Raw genomic sequence first — 16,713 nt, forward strand, 5'->3', positions numbered from 1 at the left:
GTGTGCGTCTTGAAGAAGTCAAGCCGTATCCTCGGTCTCGATGGCTTCACTTGGCGCAATCTCGTCGAAGAAGAAATTGACTATGTAGCGATCGAACGGCCGAGACCCTAGAGGCCTCTTCACTTCTACCTCATGGGCGTGACGCCGAACGCCAGCCGATCACGTTCGTGCTACTATTACAAAGCACGATGATCCTGCCTTGCAACGAGTTGAGCTGGTGGCGCCAGGCAACGGGCAGGCGTGCCCGGTGTGACGGCCGGACACGCCCTCGCCCGCCGCGGTATGTCGGCCAACGACCAAGCGATCCAGGAACGGACTCGTTCAGCGCTCCTAGAACACTCGGTTCTTGCATGTCGCATCTGCTGACCTCGGACGACAACGTTCTCGGGGTTGAATCCGACCAGCAGGAAACCGTCGGTTGTCATGCTAGGTGTTTAGTCCCAGCATGTGATGGCTTGGCTGACGAATGAACAGCTCCGGCTTTTCGACGTTGAGGGCTTTGAGAGCCTCGAGTGGTGTTTTGAAGCGAAGCGCCTTGAGCTGCTTGGCGTAGTTGTAGGCAAGCAGCCAGTCCCGGACGTGGCGTCGCAGATCGTCGATCGAGGCGTAGTGGAAGGCGCGGACGGTCGCCTCCTTGATCGTCCGGACCATCCGCTCGGCCTGGCCGTTGGTCCACGGATGATAAGGCTTTGGTCTGCCCCCTGAGAAGTGGTCCTCCCTGAGGTATGGCTTTTGGCCATGTGGAGGACTGAACGATGCCGAGGAAGAGGCATACGGCTGAAGAGATGGTCGCGAAGCTGCGGCAGGTGGAAGTTCTGACGGCGCAGGGGCGTCCGGTCGCGGAGACCCCGCCCATGTGAAGAGCGGGAGATAGTCTATGTGAGAAAAGCGACGGCGATCCCGCGTTCGTCGCGGTCCGCAACAGCAACCACTACGGAGCCGCGGCTTACTACACTGAGATGGCGGCCCGCCGGGACATGATCGGCATCTCGTTAACTATCGGCGGCATCAACCACATGACGCCCTGGGGCGGGGCCAAGGCGATCCTCGGCAACAACCCCTTTTCCTTCGCTTTTCCCACGGGCGGCGAGTTCCCGATCGTTCTGGACATGGCCTGCAGCGTCGCGGCGCGCGGCAAAATCATTGTGGCGGCAAAGGCCGGGACGCCGATTCCGGCAGACTGGGCGAGCGGACAGGATGGCGCGCCGACCACTGACGCCGTGGAGGCGCTGAAAGGCTTCGTGCTCCCAATCGGCGGCCCGAAGGGCTCCGCTTTGACCATGACGGTTGGTCTGCTGAGCAGCATGCTGTCGGGTGCCAATTTTGGGTCGGAAGTCACGCACATGTACGATCGGCTTTCCGAGCCGCAGAATGTCGGCCATCTGTTTGGAGTGCTGCCTATAGCGGCGTTAGAGGACGTCGACGTCTACAAGGCGCGCATGGCGAAGGCGGCCGCGGACGTCGTGAGCCGCAAGAAGGCTCCGGGCATCGAGCGAATCTATCTTCCGGGGGAGCGAGAGCACCTCAAGCTACAGGATCGCCGCAGGAACGGCATCTCAATCAACCGCGCCGTGCTGCGAGAGTTGGTGGAGACGGGCGAACGATTCGGCGTGGAGTTCGCAGCCGCCCTATGATCCCGCCCTTTCCAGCTCGAATGGTCGCGGTTGGTCGCTATGCGACGCGAAATCGCCCACGGCGTCCCGCCAGAGCTACGTACCTCATTGCAACCCGCGCGGTAAGCGTACGCTAGCCTAGTCTTGCCCAAACTCTGGTCCGGTCAGGATGCGACCTTTCGGGCGTGTTGAGCTTGGTGGGCGAAGGCCTTGGGCGTCAAGTGACCCAAGGCCGAGTGAGGCCGTTCAGTGTTATAGTCGATCCGCCAAGCTTCTACGATACAGCGAACGGCCGGCAAGTTCCTAAAGCCGTGGGCCCTGGCTTGTGACGCGAAAGACACGCTCCGGGGCCGATGCGATCGGGGCGAAGAGCCTCGCCCCCGGTGGGGATTTCGCGCCAAAGCGTTGAGTTCGCAAGGCTCGCCTCCCGACGAGGGGGTCGCGCCAGACCCTTGGTCAAGCCAAGGCTGGAATAGTTATAACCCGTTGGGGTTGCAGCAATATTTTGCCCGACCTATGGCTGGCGCGTGATGCGGCGCATCAGGCGCTCGGCGACAGGCGTGGACGGCTGTGAGTTCGCACTATCTGACGAAACTCGGCGAGGCCTACCTCCGGCTCCGTCCCCGCCTCGAAATCGTGGCGCGTGCGCGGACCCGAGACCACGATGTCGCTGAAGATCTGGTGCAGGAGACGTGGCTGCGTCTTCAGAATGCGGAGCGAAGTAAGCCCGTCGCCTATCCCACGACGTTCATCCAGCGCATCCTGGACCGCGTGATCATCGATCATGAGCGCAAGCGACGCCGGCGGTCGGCGATCGACGCCGAACTGGCGGCGACGTTGTGGGAGCGGAGCGACGATATCTCACCCGAGCGGCTGGCGCTGGATCGGGACGCCCTCGCCTCCGTGCGCGAGGCGCTCCACGCGCTCCCTGAAAGGACGCGGCGGATTTTCCTACGCAACCGGATCGATGGCGTGTCGCACCGGCGCATCGCGGAGGAGTTCGGGGTGACGGAGGAAACAGTGTACTACCACGTTCGCCGCGCCATCGAGCGCTTGGCCGAAATGCGCGATCAGCGCTCTCAGCCGTAAATTTTTGCGGCCCTTTAGGCGAAACCGACTTTCGCGCGTCTATCCTGTAGAACGCGTCGAAATCCGCAGAGCTTCGCGAGAGAGCCTCTCCAGCATGAACGATCCGGAGACGCGAAAGGTTGTCGACCGGCGTGCGGCGCTTGAAGCCCGCGATTGGCTGGTACGGCTGACGTCCGGCGACGTGGGCGAGGCCGATATGGCGTCCTTCCGCGCCTGGCGGGACGCATTGTCCGAGAACAGCCGCGCCTTTGCGCGCGAGGCGGCCTTCTGGCGGCAGTTGGAAATGCTGGGCGGCGGCAGGCTCGAGCCGCACGCGGTCCCTACTGTGGCGCGTTCAGTCGGCCGCCGCGCCGTCCTGGCGGGGGGTGGTGCGCTCGCGCTCGCCGGCGCGGCCGCGGTGGCGGCCCCACGCCTCGGCCTGTCGTGGACCGCAGACCTCTGGACAGCCCCGGGCGAGCAGCGCGAAGCGCGTCTGTCCGACGGCTCCGCGGTCTTCCTCAACACCGACACGGCGCTCGCGCTGGACTTCGAAGCGGAGAGACGCGTCGTTCGGCTGCTCAAGGGCGAAGCGATGTTTCAGGTCCGCGCAGGCGCGGCACAGATGCTTCGCGTCTCGACGCTCAACGGCTCGGCGGACGCGAGCGATGCGGATTTCGCCGTCCGGACGGAACCAGGCCTAGCGATGGTGACGTCCGCCCGCGGCGAAGTGCGGGTCGCTGGCGTCGAGCCCCCGAACGCGGGCGGCGCCGTGCTCGTGCAAGCGGGACGGCGGACCCAGGTGCCGGATGGAGGAACGCCGACGACGCCAGTCTCGATCGACGTGGAGACTGAGCTGGCGTGGCGCGGCGGGCGGGTGGTCTTCGAGGGCCGACCGTTCGCGGACGCCGTGGGTGAACTTGCGCGCTACCTGCCCGAACGCGTGCTTCTCGCCCCGAACGTGAACGGCCGCGCCGCGGTCAGCGCCATCTTCTCCCTCCGTGCGCCGCACGCGGCCGTCGCGGCGCTAGCCGCCACGCAGGGCCTTTCGACGCGCCGCATTCCGGGCGTGGTGCTGCTGATCGCGTGATCGCCTCTCGTGGCAAAAAAAGCGACTTCAGCCTCTCTAGGTGATGGTGCCCCTCGCACGTCTATGACGTGAAGGGCGCGGGAGACCGCCCGCACGTCCCTTCGCCACGGCGGCGACCAAAGGTCGAAGACATTGGGGACGATGGACATGCAGGGGTCGGTTGGAGGTCGCGTCGCACGGCGTCGCGGCATTGTGGACGGGTTGGCGTCCGCGCTGATGAGCGCGGCGATGACGCTGGCGGCAGGCGCCGCCCTGGGAGGGGCGACGTCGGCCTCCGCCCAGACGGTGCCGACATATGGGTTCGATATCCCGAGCCAACCGCTCACCCGCTCGCTGCGCGCTCTCGCCGACCGGTCCGGGCTCCAGATCGCCTATGATACCGCGAGCGCGTCGGGCGTTACTTCGCCGGCGGTGTCGGGCCTGATTACCGCCGAGCAGGCGCTCGTCCGGCTTCTCGGGCCCTCGGGTCTCACCTACCGCTTCACGGATCCCACGACCGTGACCTTGGCCCGGAGGGGTGCCGCCGGCGAGACCGCGCCGCCAGAGAACGGCTCGCTGGTGCTCGACACGATCAACGTGACCGCCGGAGGCGCCACCGCGATGGCCGACGCGCCGTTCGAGACGTCCGGGTCGAGCGCCTATATCTCCTCCGAGCAGATCGAAAGGGTCGCGACTGGTCGCGGCAGCGACATTTTCAAGACGACACCCGGCGTGATCTCCGCAAGCGGGCACAATGGATCTTCGATTAACGTCAATATTCGGGGCATGCAGGGCATGAACCGCGTGAATATGGCGGTCGATGGAGCTCAGCAGACCTTCTCAACCTATCGCGGCTACATGGGGGTTGATAACCGCACCTATGTCGATCCGGACTTCCTGGGCGGCGTCTCGATAGCAAAGGGGCCTTCGTCGGGCGCCCTAGGCGCAGGTTTCAACGGCGGTGTGGTTGACATGCGCACGATCGGCGCGGCGGATGTTCTCCGAGACGGCCAATTCTACGGCGTGCGCATCAAAGGCGGCGTCGCCGACAATGCCATGTCCCCCGACGTCCTAGCCACTGGCCAAAGGAGCGGCCGTGGGGACCTGTTCGATTTCGAAAGCGGCTACGGCAACATCGCGGGCGCCGCGAAGGGGGATCATTTCGAGGTCCTGGCGGCCTACGGCCGTCGCAAAGCCGGCAACTACTCCGCCGGCTCGAAGGGCGAGGCGGGGTCGTTCACCCCAGTCTCCGGCGGCCGGGGCTCGAAAGATCTGGCTGAAGCCTTCAGCCGGGGTGACGAGGTTCCGAACACCTCGTTCGACACGCAATCAGCCCTGGTGAAAGGCGCGGTGTTCAACGACGAGCACCGTCTCGACGTGAGCTACGGCTACTACGACAGCGAGTACGGCGAGATGTGGCTGAGCGACGTCGGCGCCACGTCCGACCGGCAGAAGCAGAAGCCGCTGAACAGCGTGACGAGCAATCGCTTCGTAGCCAATTACGCCTACGATCCGGCGTCCAATCTCATCAATTTCAAGCTCAACGCCTGGTCCGCTAACGCGGACGAGACGCAGTATCTCGCCGCGGGCAGCGGGTTCAGCCGATCGTTCATCAAGACGCAGACCTGGGGCGTCGACTTCAACAACTCCTCGCTCTTCACCGGCGCATGGGGCGAACTGAGCTGGCGCTACGGCGCCTCATACGCGGCCGAGGATACGGATCCCGCCGACGGAGAGGTGATCATAGGCGTGGATGGGACGCGCAAAATCAGCAGCCTCTTCACCAACCTGACCTACAAGCCGACGCATTGGCTCACCGTCGGCGCCGATCTGCAGCATGTCCGCTACGACATGAAGGGCGACGCGCTTGGAAACTCCTTTACGCCTGGGACTTTCGAGCCGGTCTTCGGGGTGCGGGGAGACGGCGCCAAAACCTTGCCCGGCGCCAGCGTGACGGTCGAGCCGTGGAAGGGTCTGCAGATCTTCGCGAAGTACGCGGAAGGGTACCGCCCGCCGAGCATTCGCGAATTGTCGAACCCGTTCGTGACTTTCGTCAATCCGAACCTGAAGCCTGAAGAGGCTCAGAACTGGGAAGTCGGCGTCAACGCCTTGCGCAATGACACGCTTTTCGAGGACGATAAGCTGTCCTTTAAGGCCGCATACTTCAATAATACCTATAAAAACTACATAGTCAGGTCCCTGAATTACTCCTTGGGCAGCTGGATCACGGACAATATCTCGAAGGCTAAATTCGAGGGTGTCGAAATTCAGCTGAATTACGACATGGGGAGGGCCTTCGCCAACTTCGCCTACACGCACTATACGAAAGCGGACTTCGGCTGCCCGGCCTACGCCAGACCCACTGAATGCGAAGGCGGCTCCTACAGCCAAGACTACGCGGTCTTCAACATGCCCCCCGAGAGCATGGTGAGCCTGACGCTGGGGGCCCGCTTTTTGGAAGAGCGGATCGTCGTCGGCGGACGCATGACTTACGTCGACGAGCGCAAAGGAGGTCCAGCGGCAGGCCTGCGGTCGGTGACGTGGAACGAATACGCCGTCTTCGATCTCTTCGGATCTTACAAGGTCAACGACCACGTCAGCATGAACGCCAGCCTCGAGAACGTGACGGATCGATTTTACATGGACGCGCTGAACACGACCGCCATGCCGGCTCCGGGGCGGACCTTCCGACTCGGCGTCACTGCATCGTTCTGACTTTGCGGCGCTTGATCGCGCGCGGGATCAAGCCGCGCGGGATCGGCCTTCGCCTGTTCTTCCTGGGATCTAGATGACCAACGCTATCACCGATGCGCCCGTCGCCGCGACCCGCGCGCGCCGGCTGAAGGCAGCGACGGAGGCGGCCCACGAGACGTTGGACCGCGCGATCATGGCCGGGCAGCCGTTCGAAAGCCGGGACCGCGACGTCCAATTCCTCGCTCTTCAGCGCAGCGTCCAACGCGACATCGACGCCCTTTACGCAGATCCCGCCCTCGGGGCCCTGCTGCCGGATCTCGCCGGCGGCCGCAGGCTGGGCCTGATCGAGCAGGACATGGCCGACCTTGGCGTCGGCGCCGCTCCGGACGCCGCAGCCCCGGCCTTCGCGCCGGACGTCGAGTTCGACGAGCCGGCCGCTCTTGGCTCGCTCTACGTGGCCGAGGGCTCCAACCTTGGCGCCGCCTTTCTGCTGAAGGCAGCTGCGGCGCGTGGGCTGTCGGAGACATTCGGTGCGCGCCATTTGGCCGGGGCGCTGGTGGGGCGTGGCCTCCGCTGGCGCACGTTCGTCGCTGCGCTCGATGGAGCGGCGCTGTCCGAGGCGGAAGAGGCGGGCGTGGTTGCGGGAGCGGAGGCGGCGTTCGCACGGGTCCAGGAGCTCGCACGACAAATCCTCGGATGAACGGGGAGGCCACGGCGGAAGCGCTTCTTGCCCCACGCGCGCGTCCGCTCGCCCGCGCGGAGCTGGCGCGGTGGCCGGCGGCGGGGCTCGCCGTGCTGGCGCTGCATGTCGGCGTGGCGGCGTGGCTGTTGCGCCAGCCGCCGGCCCAGCCCGCCGACGGGGCCCCGCCGCCGGCGGTGATGATCGACCTTGCCCCCGAACCCGAGGCGGCGAACACGGAGACGACCGACATCTCCGCCGACGCGGCGGCGGCCGAGGCCTCCGCCCCAGCCGAGGCCGAGCCGGTGGAGGAGGCCCAGCAGGAGAGCGCGGAAATGATCGAACCTGAACCCATGGAGACGGACGAGCCGCCGCTGGAGGAGGTGGCCGCCGCCGAGGTCGCCGGGCCCCGGCCGCGCGCACGGCCGGCGCCGCCGACGCCGGTCCGCGAGGCCCGCCGGCCGCGGCCCCGGCGCGACACCCGTGAGCGGCCGATGCCGCAGCAGGCCCAGGCGCAGTCCCGGAGCGCCGTGCAGGCCCAGGCGCAGGTCCCCCAATCGCACCGCACCGCGGCGAGCCGCAGCTCCGTCGGCATCTCGGCCGCCGCCTCCACCTGGCAGGCGCGGCTGATGGCGCATCTGGAGCGGCGCAAGCGCTACCCGTCCGGAGCCCAGAGCCGGGGCGTGGCCTATGTGCGCTTCACGATCAACGACAGCGGCGCGGTGCTCTCCGCCGCGCTCGCCCGCTCGTCGGGCTTTGCGGAGCTCGACGCCGAGGTCCTCGCCCTCGTCCGCCGCGCCTCTCCGCTCCCTCCGCCGCCCCAAGGGGCAAACCGCACCATCACCGCCCCCGTCAAGTTCGACCGACGGTAATTATTCTACTTTAGATCTTGATTTAAAGTAATTCTAATGCTTGCCGAAGACAGTGTCATCGTAGTTGCCGCGATAACGGTCAGAGAACGAGACCGAAGACAGGATAGAGCACGCCAGTTCTGATCGACACGCCCGCGGCGTTGTAGATGAAGGCGAAGACGAGGCTCTGGCGGATATCCGCCATGGTTGCCTCAGAGAGGCGGCGCGCTTTGACGACGCCGGTCAGGTCCCTGAGCAGCGTCACGCCGGCGCTCTCGATCGCCACATCGACTCCCGAGCCCATGGCGATACGCACATCGGCGCTGGTAACCACCGGCGCGTCGTTCACTCCGTCGCCGGCCATAGCGACCGCTCTGCCCTCAGTCTTCAGACGCTCTACGATCGAAGCCTCCTGGTCAGGCTGTACATTGGCCTCGAGCTGGTCAATTCTGGAGTGGGCCCTTCGGGGTGGACGGGTCGCGCTATGGGAATTGACCGTGGACTGGGCTTTCAGAGGATGAGGGCCCATGACACGTCATCGATCCCACAGCTTCGCGTTCAAGCGCCAGGTCGCGCAGGAGTTCATCTCCGGCGAGACGCTGCATGGCCTTGCGAAGCGGCATGATCTGTCGCGCAACCTCATCCGTTTGTGGGTGCAGAAGTTTGAAGCCGGCGCGTTCGATGAGGACGCGGAGGCCGCGGATCGGATCCAGGAGTATGAGGCGCGGATCGCCGCGTTGGAGCGGCTTGTCAGTCGGCAGGCGCTCGAACTCGAGTTTTTAAAAGGGGCTCTTCAAAGCGGAGCGCGGCCGAGAAGCGCGCCTACGTCCGTGATCATCGGCCCCGCGGTCTCTCCGTCTCCGAAGGATGCCGGCTGATGGAGATCGCGCGATCGACCTACTACGATGAGCCCCGCCGGGTATTGGACGACACCCCACTGGTGGAGGCGATGATTGCAATTTCCGATGCGTTCGAAGCCTACGGCTGGCGGCGCGTCCAGGCGGCGCTGCGTCAGCAGGGCTTGATCGTGAACAAGAAGGTTCGGCGGCTGATGCGCGAGCACGGGCTGCAGCCGAAGCGCCGGCGTCGCACTGTCGTGACCACGGACAGCCGCCATGACAGTCCGATCTTCCCGAACCGCGCCCAGGACGTCGCTATGACCGGGCCGAACCAGCTTTGGGTCGCGGACATCACCTACGTTCCGGTGGTCGGCCGGTTCATCTACTTGGCGGTCGCCCTCGACGCCTGGTCGCGAGCCGTCGTCGGCTACGCCATCAGCCGCTCGATCGACTCCCGCCTGACCGTCGCGGCGCTGGAGGTGGCGATCGAGCGCCGGCGTCCGCCCGCAGGCTGCATCCACCACTCGGACCGAGGCTCGCAATACGCCAGTCAAGTCTACCACGACGTGCTGGCCGCTCATGGCCTGGTCGGCTCGATGGGCCAGCGCGGCAAACCTTACGACAACGCCAAAGCGGAGAGCTTCATGAAAACGCTCAAGGCCGAGGCGGTCTACCCAATGGCCTACGAGACCTTCGCCGACGTCGCCGAAAGCCTTCCGGCCTTCATCGACGACGTCTACAACGCCAAGAGGCTTCACTCGGCGCTCGGCTACCTCAGCCCGCGCCAGTTCGAGGATCACCACGCCCGGCAGACGGTCCAAACCGGAGTCTGACCGCAGTCCGGCTTGAGGGGCCCACTCCATGGCTTGCCTGATCCTTGGCGGCGACAACCGTCTCATCTTGCGCGCCAGCGCGCGGCTGAGATCGTTGTTCCTCGTGCTGGCCGACATCGTCTCGCGAACGGTGATCGCGCCTGACGACATGCCGATTGGGATTGTGACCGGCATCGTCGGGGCGCGTTCTTCATCGCCATGCTTCGGCGCAAAACTGATCGACATATCGTTTCCAGCTTACGCGAGGCGGCGGGAGGAATACGCCGAGCGGCGCGAAGTGTGTTTCGACGTCATTATAGAAAGCCGAAGAGAGGCTTGCGCCCGGCGCACCGTTCTTCGGCGACGTCGAAGCAGAGGCGTCACTCCGACTCCGACCCCGTGCCGCCTCGACGCCAGTAGGAGACGACGACATGCTCGGCCTTCGCGAGCCCTAGCGTCTTACGCGCATGGGCGCGGATCCGCTTGAAGCCGTCGAACTCACATCCCGCCAGAGGAAACGCGATGTCGATCCGCTGGCGAGCGGCGTCGATTCCACCGTGTCCGCGAGGGATCGGTCGCCGCGATCGCGCCGAAGCCAGATCAGTTCGACGCCTTCGGGCCGAACGAGCGACTGCTGGTCGTCCGCCCCTCCGATCTCGATGATCGGGGTTCCCCGCAGCTCGGGCGACGCCGTCTCGAGGATGCGCGAAATCGCGGGCAGAGCGGTTCGGCGACCGCGACGACGGTCGCCACCCGGAAATTGGGCGGGGTGACGATGTCCAGCCCGCCCCCGGACCAAGCCATCGACGGCGAAGGCTCGCCCGCGAATTCGATCACATGCGACGCGATGCCGAATTTCAGGAGATAGAGCGACTCGCGGTCGTCCGCCTCCGCGCGGGCCGTTAGTCGCCCGCCGCCCGCCTGAAGCCGCGCCTGCGGCCAGATGAGGATCCCGGCGTCGCCGTCGCGATCTATCGTAGCGCCATGCTCGGCGAGATGCTCGCAGACCGGCCCGATGAGCGCCTCCGCGTCCGCCATCGCGATGTCGGTCTCGGCGACAAGACGGGTCATGGGACTCGCGATCGGGAGCGTCCCGATCCTCCTGTTGCCTCGCGCGGCGGGGGGCGGCATAGACGACGCGTTGGCGCCCAATGCGATCAAAGCGCCGTGCGCGTCAAGCCGTCAGACGAGATCCAACAACGCGACGGACGTTCCCTGTCAGGGTATGAGCGGATCGACGCCGCCCGTCAGCCGTGGTCCCGTGCCGTTGAGCAACGAAGTTCTGAGGGGCTTAGGCCGTAGCGTTGGCGGAAGGTCCGGTTGAAGTAGGACAGGTCGTTGAAGCCGACGTCGTAGGCGATCCGGTGGATCGGGGAGTCGGCTGGGCTGAGCAGGATCGCCGCCTTCGCGCGCTCGAGCCGGCGCTCCAGCACATAGCGCGAGAAGGTGGTGCCCTCCCGGCTGAACAGCTTCTGGAGGGTACGGGAGGTCACGCCCTCCTCTGCGGCGAGATCGGGAAGCGACAACGCGGCGTCTGTCAGCCCGCGCTCGATCCGCGCCTTGACGGAGCCCGCCCTCCCCGGCTTGGGCGCGGGCGTCTCAATGGAGACGTCCGCCACCAACGGAAGCAGGGCGTAGAAGTGCGCCACCATCAAGCTAGCCTCATCCCGACTGCGCGGGGCGCGCTGAAGTAGGTAGCCGGCGTAGCTTGTCAGCAATTGAAGGGGCAGGAAGTCGTGCGGCAGCGTTCGCATCATCAGGCTCGCGAGCCGGTGGTTCGTCACGCCGGGAGCGTGCGGTGGCAGGCAGGCGCAGTCGAGCCGGCCGCCTTGGGGCAGGCGGATGTCCAACGGCTCGCCCGGCGACAGGAACACGTAGTCCGCGCGCTCCGCCTCAACGATCCGCCGTTTCTGGTGAACGACCGCGGGACCGTCCATGGCGCGCAGGATGACGACGCTCGTTCTTTTGGCGCCGGGCGTCTGCAGCCGAACGGCGCTTTTCTGGAAGTAGAATGTGGCGAGCGACAGTGCGTGATCACTCCAGAACAGACCCTTAGCGCTCCCCAAAGCCCCCTCGGTCAGCATCGTCGTGCCGGCGCCGAACAGGTCCTGCAACATCGCGTTGCAGATCCGGTCACCCTGGCCGCTGGCGGACCCGGCGTCGCCGAACGTTCGCGCGCCGCTGGTTTCGAATCGTTCCAAATCTCTGCCTCGGCCGGTTCGCAATTGTCCGCAGTCAGTTCGCTATTCTCCAAGCGCGTAGCATTATCATCCCTTAAATGTAAGCGGACGCTACTAGATTAGAATTTATCTTATCTAGTAGAGATGCGTGCGGTGCGGCTGGAAGAGGCCTTTCGGGCGCGCGGTTGCTTTTGGGGATAATGATGAACATCAATTTTCGCGCGCAGGTCTCATGGCTTGCCTTGTGCGCCGCGACGGTTGCGGGAGCCGGAGGGGCCCGGGCGCAGGACGCCGCCGGAGGGCAGGACGCCGCCGTCCAGCTCGACGAGATCACAGTGACGGGCGGTCGCGCGCCTCAGCGCATCTCCGAGACCGCGCGCACGATCTACGTCCTCGACGGCGACAAGATCCAGGCCAAGGCCCGCGCCGGCCAGACGCTGCAGCAGATCCTCGGCCAGGACATCCCGAGCTTCGACGCCGCGAGCGCCGGCGGCCGCACCTCCTATGGCCAGAATCTGCGCGGCCGCACGGCGCTCATCCTGATCGACGGCGTGTCGCTGAACTCCGCCCGCGGACTCAGCCGGCAGTTCGACTCGATCGACCCATTCAACATCGCGCGGGTCGAGGTGCTTTCCGGCGCGACAGCGCTCTACGGCGGCAACGCCACCGGCGGCATCATCAACATCATCACCAAGAAGGGGAAGGACGCGGCGCCGGGCGTCCACGGCGAGGCGACGGCCGGGCTCGAGAGCGGCTTCAACAAGGGGAACGACCTTGACCGCAACGCCGCGGGGGCGCTGACCTACAACAGCGAGCGCTGGGACGCTCGGCTCTCGATGGCGGGCTCCAAGTCCGGCGCGTTCTACGACGGAAGCGGCACGATCCTGGTGCCCGACATCACCCAGACCTCGACCGCCTTCAACGGGCGCATCGACGTCATGGGCTCGCTCGGCCTCCAAATCGATCCCGGTCGGCGGCTCGAGATCGGCGCGCAACACTTCAGCAGCGAACAGAACGCGAAGTACGGCTTGTACTACGGCCAGAACTTCGCCGCTCTGCGCGATCCAAGCCTGTTCGAGACCCGCAAGGGCTACAAATCGGATTTCGACCCCAAGACCGAGCGGTCGATGATCAACGCCAGCTACACGGACTCCAACGTGCTGGGCCAGGAGCTGCTGCTGCAGGGCTTTTATCGGCGGGAAGAAATCAACTTCCACCCCTTCCCCTACGGCAGCTATTTCGGCGGCAGCGAACAGAACACCGACTACTACGGCTTCAAGGCCGCGCTGGTCGCCGAGCCGATCGACAAGCTGCGCATCACTTACGGCGTTGATGGCGACAAGGACCGGCTCGCATCGAAGCAGCACATCTTCGACACGCTCACCGCGGCTCAGACCGGGGGCCTGACCTTCGAGACGATCGGAACAACGGGGCTCTATCCAAAGATCGACGTCCAGACGATCGCGGGCTTCGCGGAGGCCTCCTATGACGCCACCGACAAGCTGACGCTCACCGGCGGGGCGCGCTACCAGTACGTCCGAACCAAGGTGGGAAGCTTCGTCGGCGCCGCGCAACAGGTCGCCATCCTGCAGGGGGCGGCCGTCTCGGCGGGCTCGATACCCGGCGGGTCGACGAACTACGACGCCATCCTGCTCAACGCCGGCGCGGCCTACCGCCTGACCGACGCCCAGCAGATCTACGCCAACTTCAGCCAAGGCTTCGAGCTGCCCGATCCGGCCAAGTACTACGGCGTCGGATCGTACCAGCTGTCGGGCGGCCACTACACGCTGCTGAACGGCGCCAGCGTCAGCGGATCGGCGCTCGACGCGATCAAGACCAACTCGTTCGAGGTGGGCTACCGGTTCAACGACGGCGTCTACAATCTCGAAACATCGGCCTATTACTCGCTGTCGGACCGCTCCATCGTGCTGAACCGCGCGACGCTTGCGATCGACGTGGAGAAGCAGAAGCGCCGGGTCTACGGCGTCGAGGCCAAGGCCGGAGCGCAGCTCGGCCATGGCTTCGAGATCGGCGCGGTCGGGCACTGGGTGGACACCGAGGTCCGCGACGACGGGCGCTGGCGCAACGACACGGTGGGCAGCGCCAGCGTGTCGAAGCTCGGCGGCCACCTCGGCTGGCAGGGCTATGGCCTCAGCCTCCGCCTTGAGAGCCAGCACGTCTTCGACCTGAGCGATTCCGACGGTTACAAGATCAACAGCTACACGCTGTTCGACCTAACCGGGGCCTACACCTTCGCGGCCGCCGACGTGACGCTGAACTTCGGCGTCCACAACCTCTTCGACAAGACTTACACGACGGTCTGGGGCCAGCGCGCCAAGGCGCTCTATGGCGCGCTCGCGGACGAGTCGATCTTCGACTACAAGGGCCGCGGCCGAACCTTCGCCGCCTCCGTCACCAAAACGTTCTGAGGCGTGACCGGCGATCGCGCTTCCTCGTATTGGCTCGTTTCCGGCCGCGGGCGCGCCCCGCGGCCGACGCGCGTTTCCTGAGCCCACATCCGCACCGCAGGACAGCCCGTGCCGCACCCCGCCCCCCTCGACCGCCCCGCCCCTGACGCACCGGCGCGGGCGGGAGTCGTCCGCCTCTACGCCATCCTCGGCGGGCTCTACCTCGCGCAGGGCGTGCCGACCTATCTGCTGCTAGTGGCGCTGCCCCCGATCATGCGCGAGTCCGGCGCCTCGCTCACCGTCATCGGCCTGTTCTCGCTGCTGATGCTGCCGCTGATCCTGAAGTTCGCCGTCGCGCCGCTGGTCGACCGATGGTCCCCGGCGCCGCGGCTCGGCCACCGCCGGGGCTGGGTCGCGCCCACTCAGATCCTCGTCAGCCTCGGCATCGCCTCGATGGCGCTGTTCGAGCCCAACCAGGCGGGGGCGCTGTTCGCCATCGGACTCTGCATCACCGTGCTGTCGTCCCTGCAGGACATCGCGACCGACGGCTACGCCGTCCGCAACCTGACGGCGACGTCGCGCCCGATCGGCAACGCGATCCAGGCCGGCGCGGTGGCGCTCGGCGTCATCATCGGCGGGACGCTGGCGCTGGTGCTGTTCCGCGCCGTGGGCTGGCAGGCGACCATCCTCACGGTCGCCACGCTGTCGCTGCTTCCGCTGGCCGCGACAGTTTGGATGACGGAGGACGCGCGTCCATCCGAGCCTGGAGCTCCTCGTCCGAGCGTGCTCGGATTCTTTCGCCGGCCGAACGTCTGGCTCATCCTCGCGTTCGCGCTGACTTACCGGGCGAGCGAGGGCCTCGTACGCGGTATGGAGGGACCTTATCTCATCGACCGCGGTCTGCCGATGTCTTGGATCGGCTATCTGTCGGGCGGCTCGGCGGCAACCGCCGGCCTGCTCGGCGCCCTCATCGCGGCGGCGCTGATCCGAAAGACGGGCCTGACCGCTACCCTGATCCTGCTCGGGGTTTTGCGCAGCCTCTGCTTCCTCGCCTTCACGCTCAGCGCGTTCGACGTGCTGCCGGGCTTCGCGGTCGCGATGTCCGCCTCCGCGGTCCAGACCTTCATCCGCTACATGGAGTTGGTCGCGATTTACTCGCTGTTCATGAGCGTCGCCTCAGACGACCAGCCCGGCACCGACTTCACGATCCTCGTCTGCGCCGAGCTCGTGATCTATCTCGTCGGCTCCTCGCTCGCGGGACTGCTCGCCGACGCGCTCGGCTACGGCGCGCTGTTCGGCCTGGCGACGGCGGTCTCTATCCTCGGGGTCGCCGCGTCATCGCTGTTGCTTGGAACAATGGAACGAAGGAACGCCGCCGAACCTCACACTCAGACCGATGCGCAAAATTGATCCATAGTGTGGTGTTCTGAGGGAGTTGTCGGCTACCCGACGTTTATAGCGTGCTTTCCATATTGGCTTGCGGCGGCTGTAGCGCTTGAGCCTTAAGGCGCTTGTTCACGGCCGCCGCATCCATCCCGATCGGTCCACAACCTGGACAGCGTAAGGCGCCCAGCCCATCGCCTTGCCGTCGCCGTCGCGATCCTCAGCCGCACCGACGGCTATATCCGGACGCAACGCCAACGAAATAGAGCGCCAGCTCAGGCTTGGGCTATGTCCTTCAGCCCAGCGACCACCGCGGCGCTCGTCAGGACGGTGTGCTCGGCAAGCGCCTCCGCGAAGGCCTCGGCCCGGCCGGCGACGAACAGCGCGGTGAAGCGCTCGTGCTCCGCGAGCGAGGCGTCCCAGCGGCCGGGATCGAGGTTCGCCTGGGCGCGGGCGCGGTAAATCTTGGCGCTGAGGCCCGACCACAGGCCGTCCAGCACGGCGTTCCCCGCGAGCCGGGTGATCTCGCGGTGGATGTCCTGATTCTGGCGGAAGTACTCCGGACGCGCGCCCGCATAGTGATGCGCGACGAGTTCGGCGTGCATGACCTCGAGGCGCTCCACGTCAGCCGCGGTCGCGGCGGCGGCGGCGCGGAGCCCCGCCAGCCGGTCGAGGGCGACGAGCACGTCGAACGCCGCGGCGACCTCCGCCACATCCACCGGCGCGACCACCGGCGTTCGGTGCGGACGCAACAGGATCAGCCCTTCCGAGGCCAGCACCTTGAAGCCTTCGCGCAGCGGTGTGCGCGACACGCCGAAGGTCTCGCACAGCATCTTCTCGGGCAAAGGGCTGCCGGGACGCAACTCGCCCTCCAGCACCATCTGGCGCAGCCGCGCGGTGAGCTGATCGTGCAGAGAGGCCGTGTTCAGCGGCGATGCGGCCGAACCGCCGGAGAGCTTGAGGCGGTCCGGCTGGAACTTCATCCGGGCGCGCGCCCGGGCCGGCTTCGTCGCCCCTGCCTCTGATTTCGGCATTTGCCCGCCACCCCTGCTTCACAAATCGACACGACATCCTTCGAAACATATTTTATCACACTGAAATATCGAACGTAAATTCATAT

11 protein-coding genes and 5 pseudogenes are annotated in these 16,713 nt (G+C 66.0%); 10 read left to right on the forward strand and 6 right to left on the reverse strand.

The features are described from left to right. Window positions 1-426: 426 nt before the first annotated feature. Window positions 427-690, reverse strand: a pseudogene (locus K244_RS0110345) (integrase core domain-containing protein); the annotation flags it as partial. A gap of 224 nt (window positions 691-914) precedes the next feature. Between K244_RS0110345 and K244_RS0110355 the strand changes: the two are divergent. Beyond that, window positions 915-1,634 (forward strand): annotated as a pseudogene (locus tag K244_RS0110355) (Ldh family oxidoreductase); the annotation flags it as partial. A gap of 143 nt (window positions 1,635-1,777) precedes the next feature. On the opposite strand, the pseudogene K244_RS23910 reads toward K244_RS0110355, so the two are convergent. Beyond that, window positions 1,778-1,927: pseudogene (locus tag K244_RS23910) on the reverse strand (integrase core domain-containing protein); the annotation flags it as partial. A gap of 256 nt (window positions 1,928-2,183) precedes the next feature. Between K244_RS23910 and K244_RS0110360 the strand changes: the two are divergent. From K244_RS0110360 to K244_RS0110380, 5 genes are all read left to right on the forward strand, one after another. Further along, window positions 2,184-2,702 carry an RNA polymerase sigma factor gene (locus K244_RS0110360; protein ID WP_020186194.1) on the forward strand — a complete coding sequence of 173 codons (519 nt, stop codon included), beginning with the start codon at window positions 2,184-2,186 and terminating at the stop codon, window positions 2,700-2,702. Window positions 2,703-2,796: 94 nt separating this feature from the next. Next, window positions 2,797-3,768, forward strand: coding sequence for a FecR domain-containing protein (locus K244_RS0110365; protein ID WP_020186195.1), 972 nt, complete (start codon window positions 2,797-2,799; stop codon window positions 3,766-3,768). A 141-nt stretch (window positions 3,769-3,909) separates the two neighbouring features. Continuing rightward, complete coding sequence (locus K244_RS0110370; RefSeq protein ID WP_081761463.1) at window positions 3,910-6,462, forward strand: TonB-dependent receptor; 2,553 nt, start codon at window positions 3,910-3,912, stop codon at window positions 6,460-6,462. 73 nt (window positions 6,463-6,535) lie between these two features. Further along, entirely contained in the window at window positions 6,536-7,141 is a 606-nt protein-coding gene (locus tag K244_RS0110375; RefSeq protein WP_020186197.1) for a biliverdin-producing heme oxygenase, read from the forward strand. After that, window positions 7,138-7,992 carry a TonB family protein gene (locus K244_RS0110380; protein WP_020186198.1) on the forward strand — a complete coding sequence of 285 codons (855 nt, stop codon included), beginning with the start codon at window positions 7,138-7,140 and terminating at the stop codon, window positions 7,990-7,992. Before K244_RS0110375 ends, K244_RS0110380 begins: the two co-directional genes overlap by 4 nt. Window positions 7,993-8,074: 82 nt before the next feature. Here K244_RS0110380 and K244_RS23090 read toward each other — a convergent pair. Further along, window positions 8,075-8,419, reverse strand: a pseudogene (locus K244_RS23090) (haloacid dehalogenase); the annotation flags it as partial. Window positions 8,420-8,498: 79 nt separating this feature from the next. Between K244_RS23090 and K244_RS0110390 the strand changes: the two are divergent. Both K244_RS0110390 and K244_RS0110395 read left to right on the forward strand, forming a co-directional pair. Next, a complete protein-coding gene (locus K244_RS0110390) occupies window positions 8,499-8,849 on the forward strand; it encodes a transposase (RefSeq protein WP_020186200.1) in 351 nt (116 codons plus the stop codon). Continuing rightward, a pseudogene (locus K244_RS0110395) lies at window positions 8,810-9,643 on the forward strand (IS3 family transposase); the annotation flags it as partial. The gene K244_RS0110390 and the pseudogene K244_RS0110395, both read left to right, overlap by 40 nt. Before the next feature lie 579 nt (window positions 9,644-10,222). Here the strand turns inward: K244_RS0110395 and K244_RS0110400 are convergent. Together K244_RS0110400 and K244_RS0110405 are read right to left on the reverse strand one after the other, a co-directional pair. Then, the gene (locus K244_RS0110400) at window positions 10,223-10,660 is read right to left on the reverse strand and encodes a DUF2218 domain-containing protein (RefSeq protein WP_245259755.1); all 438 of its coding nucleotides are present in this window, start codon (window positions 10,658-10,660) and stop codon (window positions 10,223-10,225) included. 209 nt (window positions 10,661-10,869) lie between these two features. Then, on the reverse strand, window positions 10,870-11,823 hold the full coding sequence (locus K244_RS0110405) for a helix-turn-helix transcriptional regulator (RefSeq protein ID WP_020186203.1): 954 nt from the start codon (window positions 11,821-11,823) through the stop codon (window positions 10,870-10,872). 182 nt (window positions 11,824-12,005) lie between these two features. Between K244_RS0110405 and K244_RS0110410 the strand changes: the two genes are divergently transcribed. Both K244_RS0110410 and K244_RS0110415 read left to right on the forward strand, forming a co-directional pair. After that, on the forward strand, window positions 12,006-14,231 hold the full coding sequence (locus tag K244_RS0110410; RefSeq protein WP_024816429.1) for a TonB-dependent receptor: 2,226 nt from the start codon (window positions 12,006-12,008) through the stop codon (window positions 14,229-14,231). A 183-nt stretch (window positions 14,232-14,414) separates the two neighbouring features. Next, the gene (locus K244_RS0110415) at window positions 14,415-15,620 is read left to right on the forward strand and encodes a RhtX/FptX family siderophore transporter (RefSeq protein WP_197027216.1); all 1,206 of its coding nucleotides are present in this window, start codon (window positions 14,415-14,417) and stop codon (window positions 15,618-15,620) included. A gap of 248 nt (window positions 15,621-15,868) precedes the next feature. On the opposite strand, the gene K244_RS0110420 is transcribed toward K244_RS0110415, so the two are convergent. Beyond that, complete coding sequence (locus K244_RS0110420) at window positions 15,869-16,576, reverse strand: GntR family transcriptional regulator (RefSeq protein WP_020186206.1); 708 nt, start codon at window positions 16,574-16,576, stop codon at window positions 15,869-15,871. Window positions 16,577-16,713 lie beyond the last annotated feature (137 nt).

Origin of the sequence: Methylopila sp. 73B (assembly GCF_000526315.1) — a bacterium.
GTDB lineage: Bacteria > Pseudomonadota > Alphaproteobacteria > Rhizobiales > Methylopilaceae > Methylopila.

Coding starts and splice junctions, on each gene's coding strand:
- K244_RS0110365 (WP_020186195.1), top strand. CDS start 2,797: ATGAACGATCCGGAGACGCGAAAGGTTGTCGACCGGCGTGCGGCGCTT.
- K244_RS0110370 (WP_081761463.1), top strand. CDS start 3,910: ATGGACATGCAGGGGTCGGTTGGAGGTCGCGTCGCACGGCGTCGCGGC.
- K244_RS0110375 (WP_020186197.1), top strand. CDS start 6,536: ATGACCAACGCTATCACCGATGCGCCCGTCGCCGCGACCCGCGCGCGC.
- K244_RS0110380 (WP_020186198.1), top strand. CDS start 7,138: ATGAACGGGGAGGCCACGGCGGAAGCGCTTCTTGCCCCACGCGCGCGT.
- K244_RS0110390 (WP_020186200.1), top strand. CDS start 8,499: ATGACACGTCATCGATCCCACAGCTTCGCGTTCAAGCGCCAGGTCGCG.
- K244_RS0110400 (WP_245259755.1), bottom strand. CDS start 10,660: ATGGCGGACGCGGAGGCGCTCATCGGGCCGGTCTGCGAGCATCTCGCC.
- K244_RS0110410 (WP_024816429.1), top strand. CDS start 12,006: ATGAACATCAATTTTCGCGCGCAGGTCTCATGGCTTGCCTTGTGCGCC.
- K244_RS0110420 (WP_020186206.1), bottom strand. CDS start 16,576: ATGAAGTTCCAGCCGGACCGCCTCAAGCTCTCCGGCGGTTCGGCCGCA.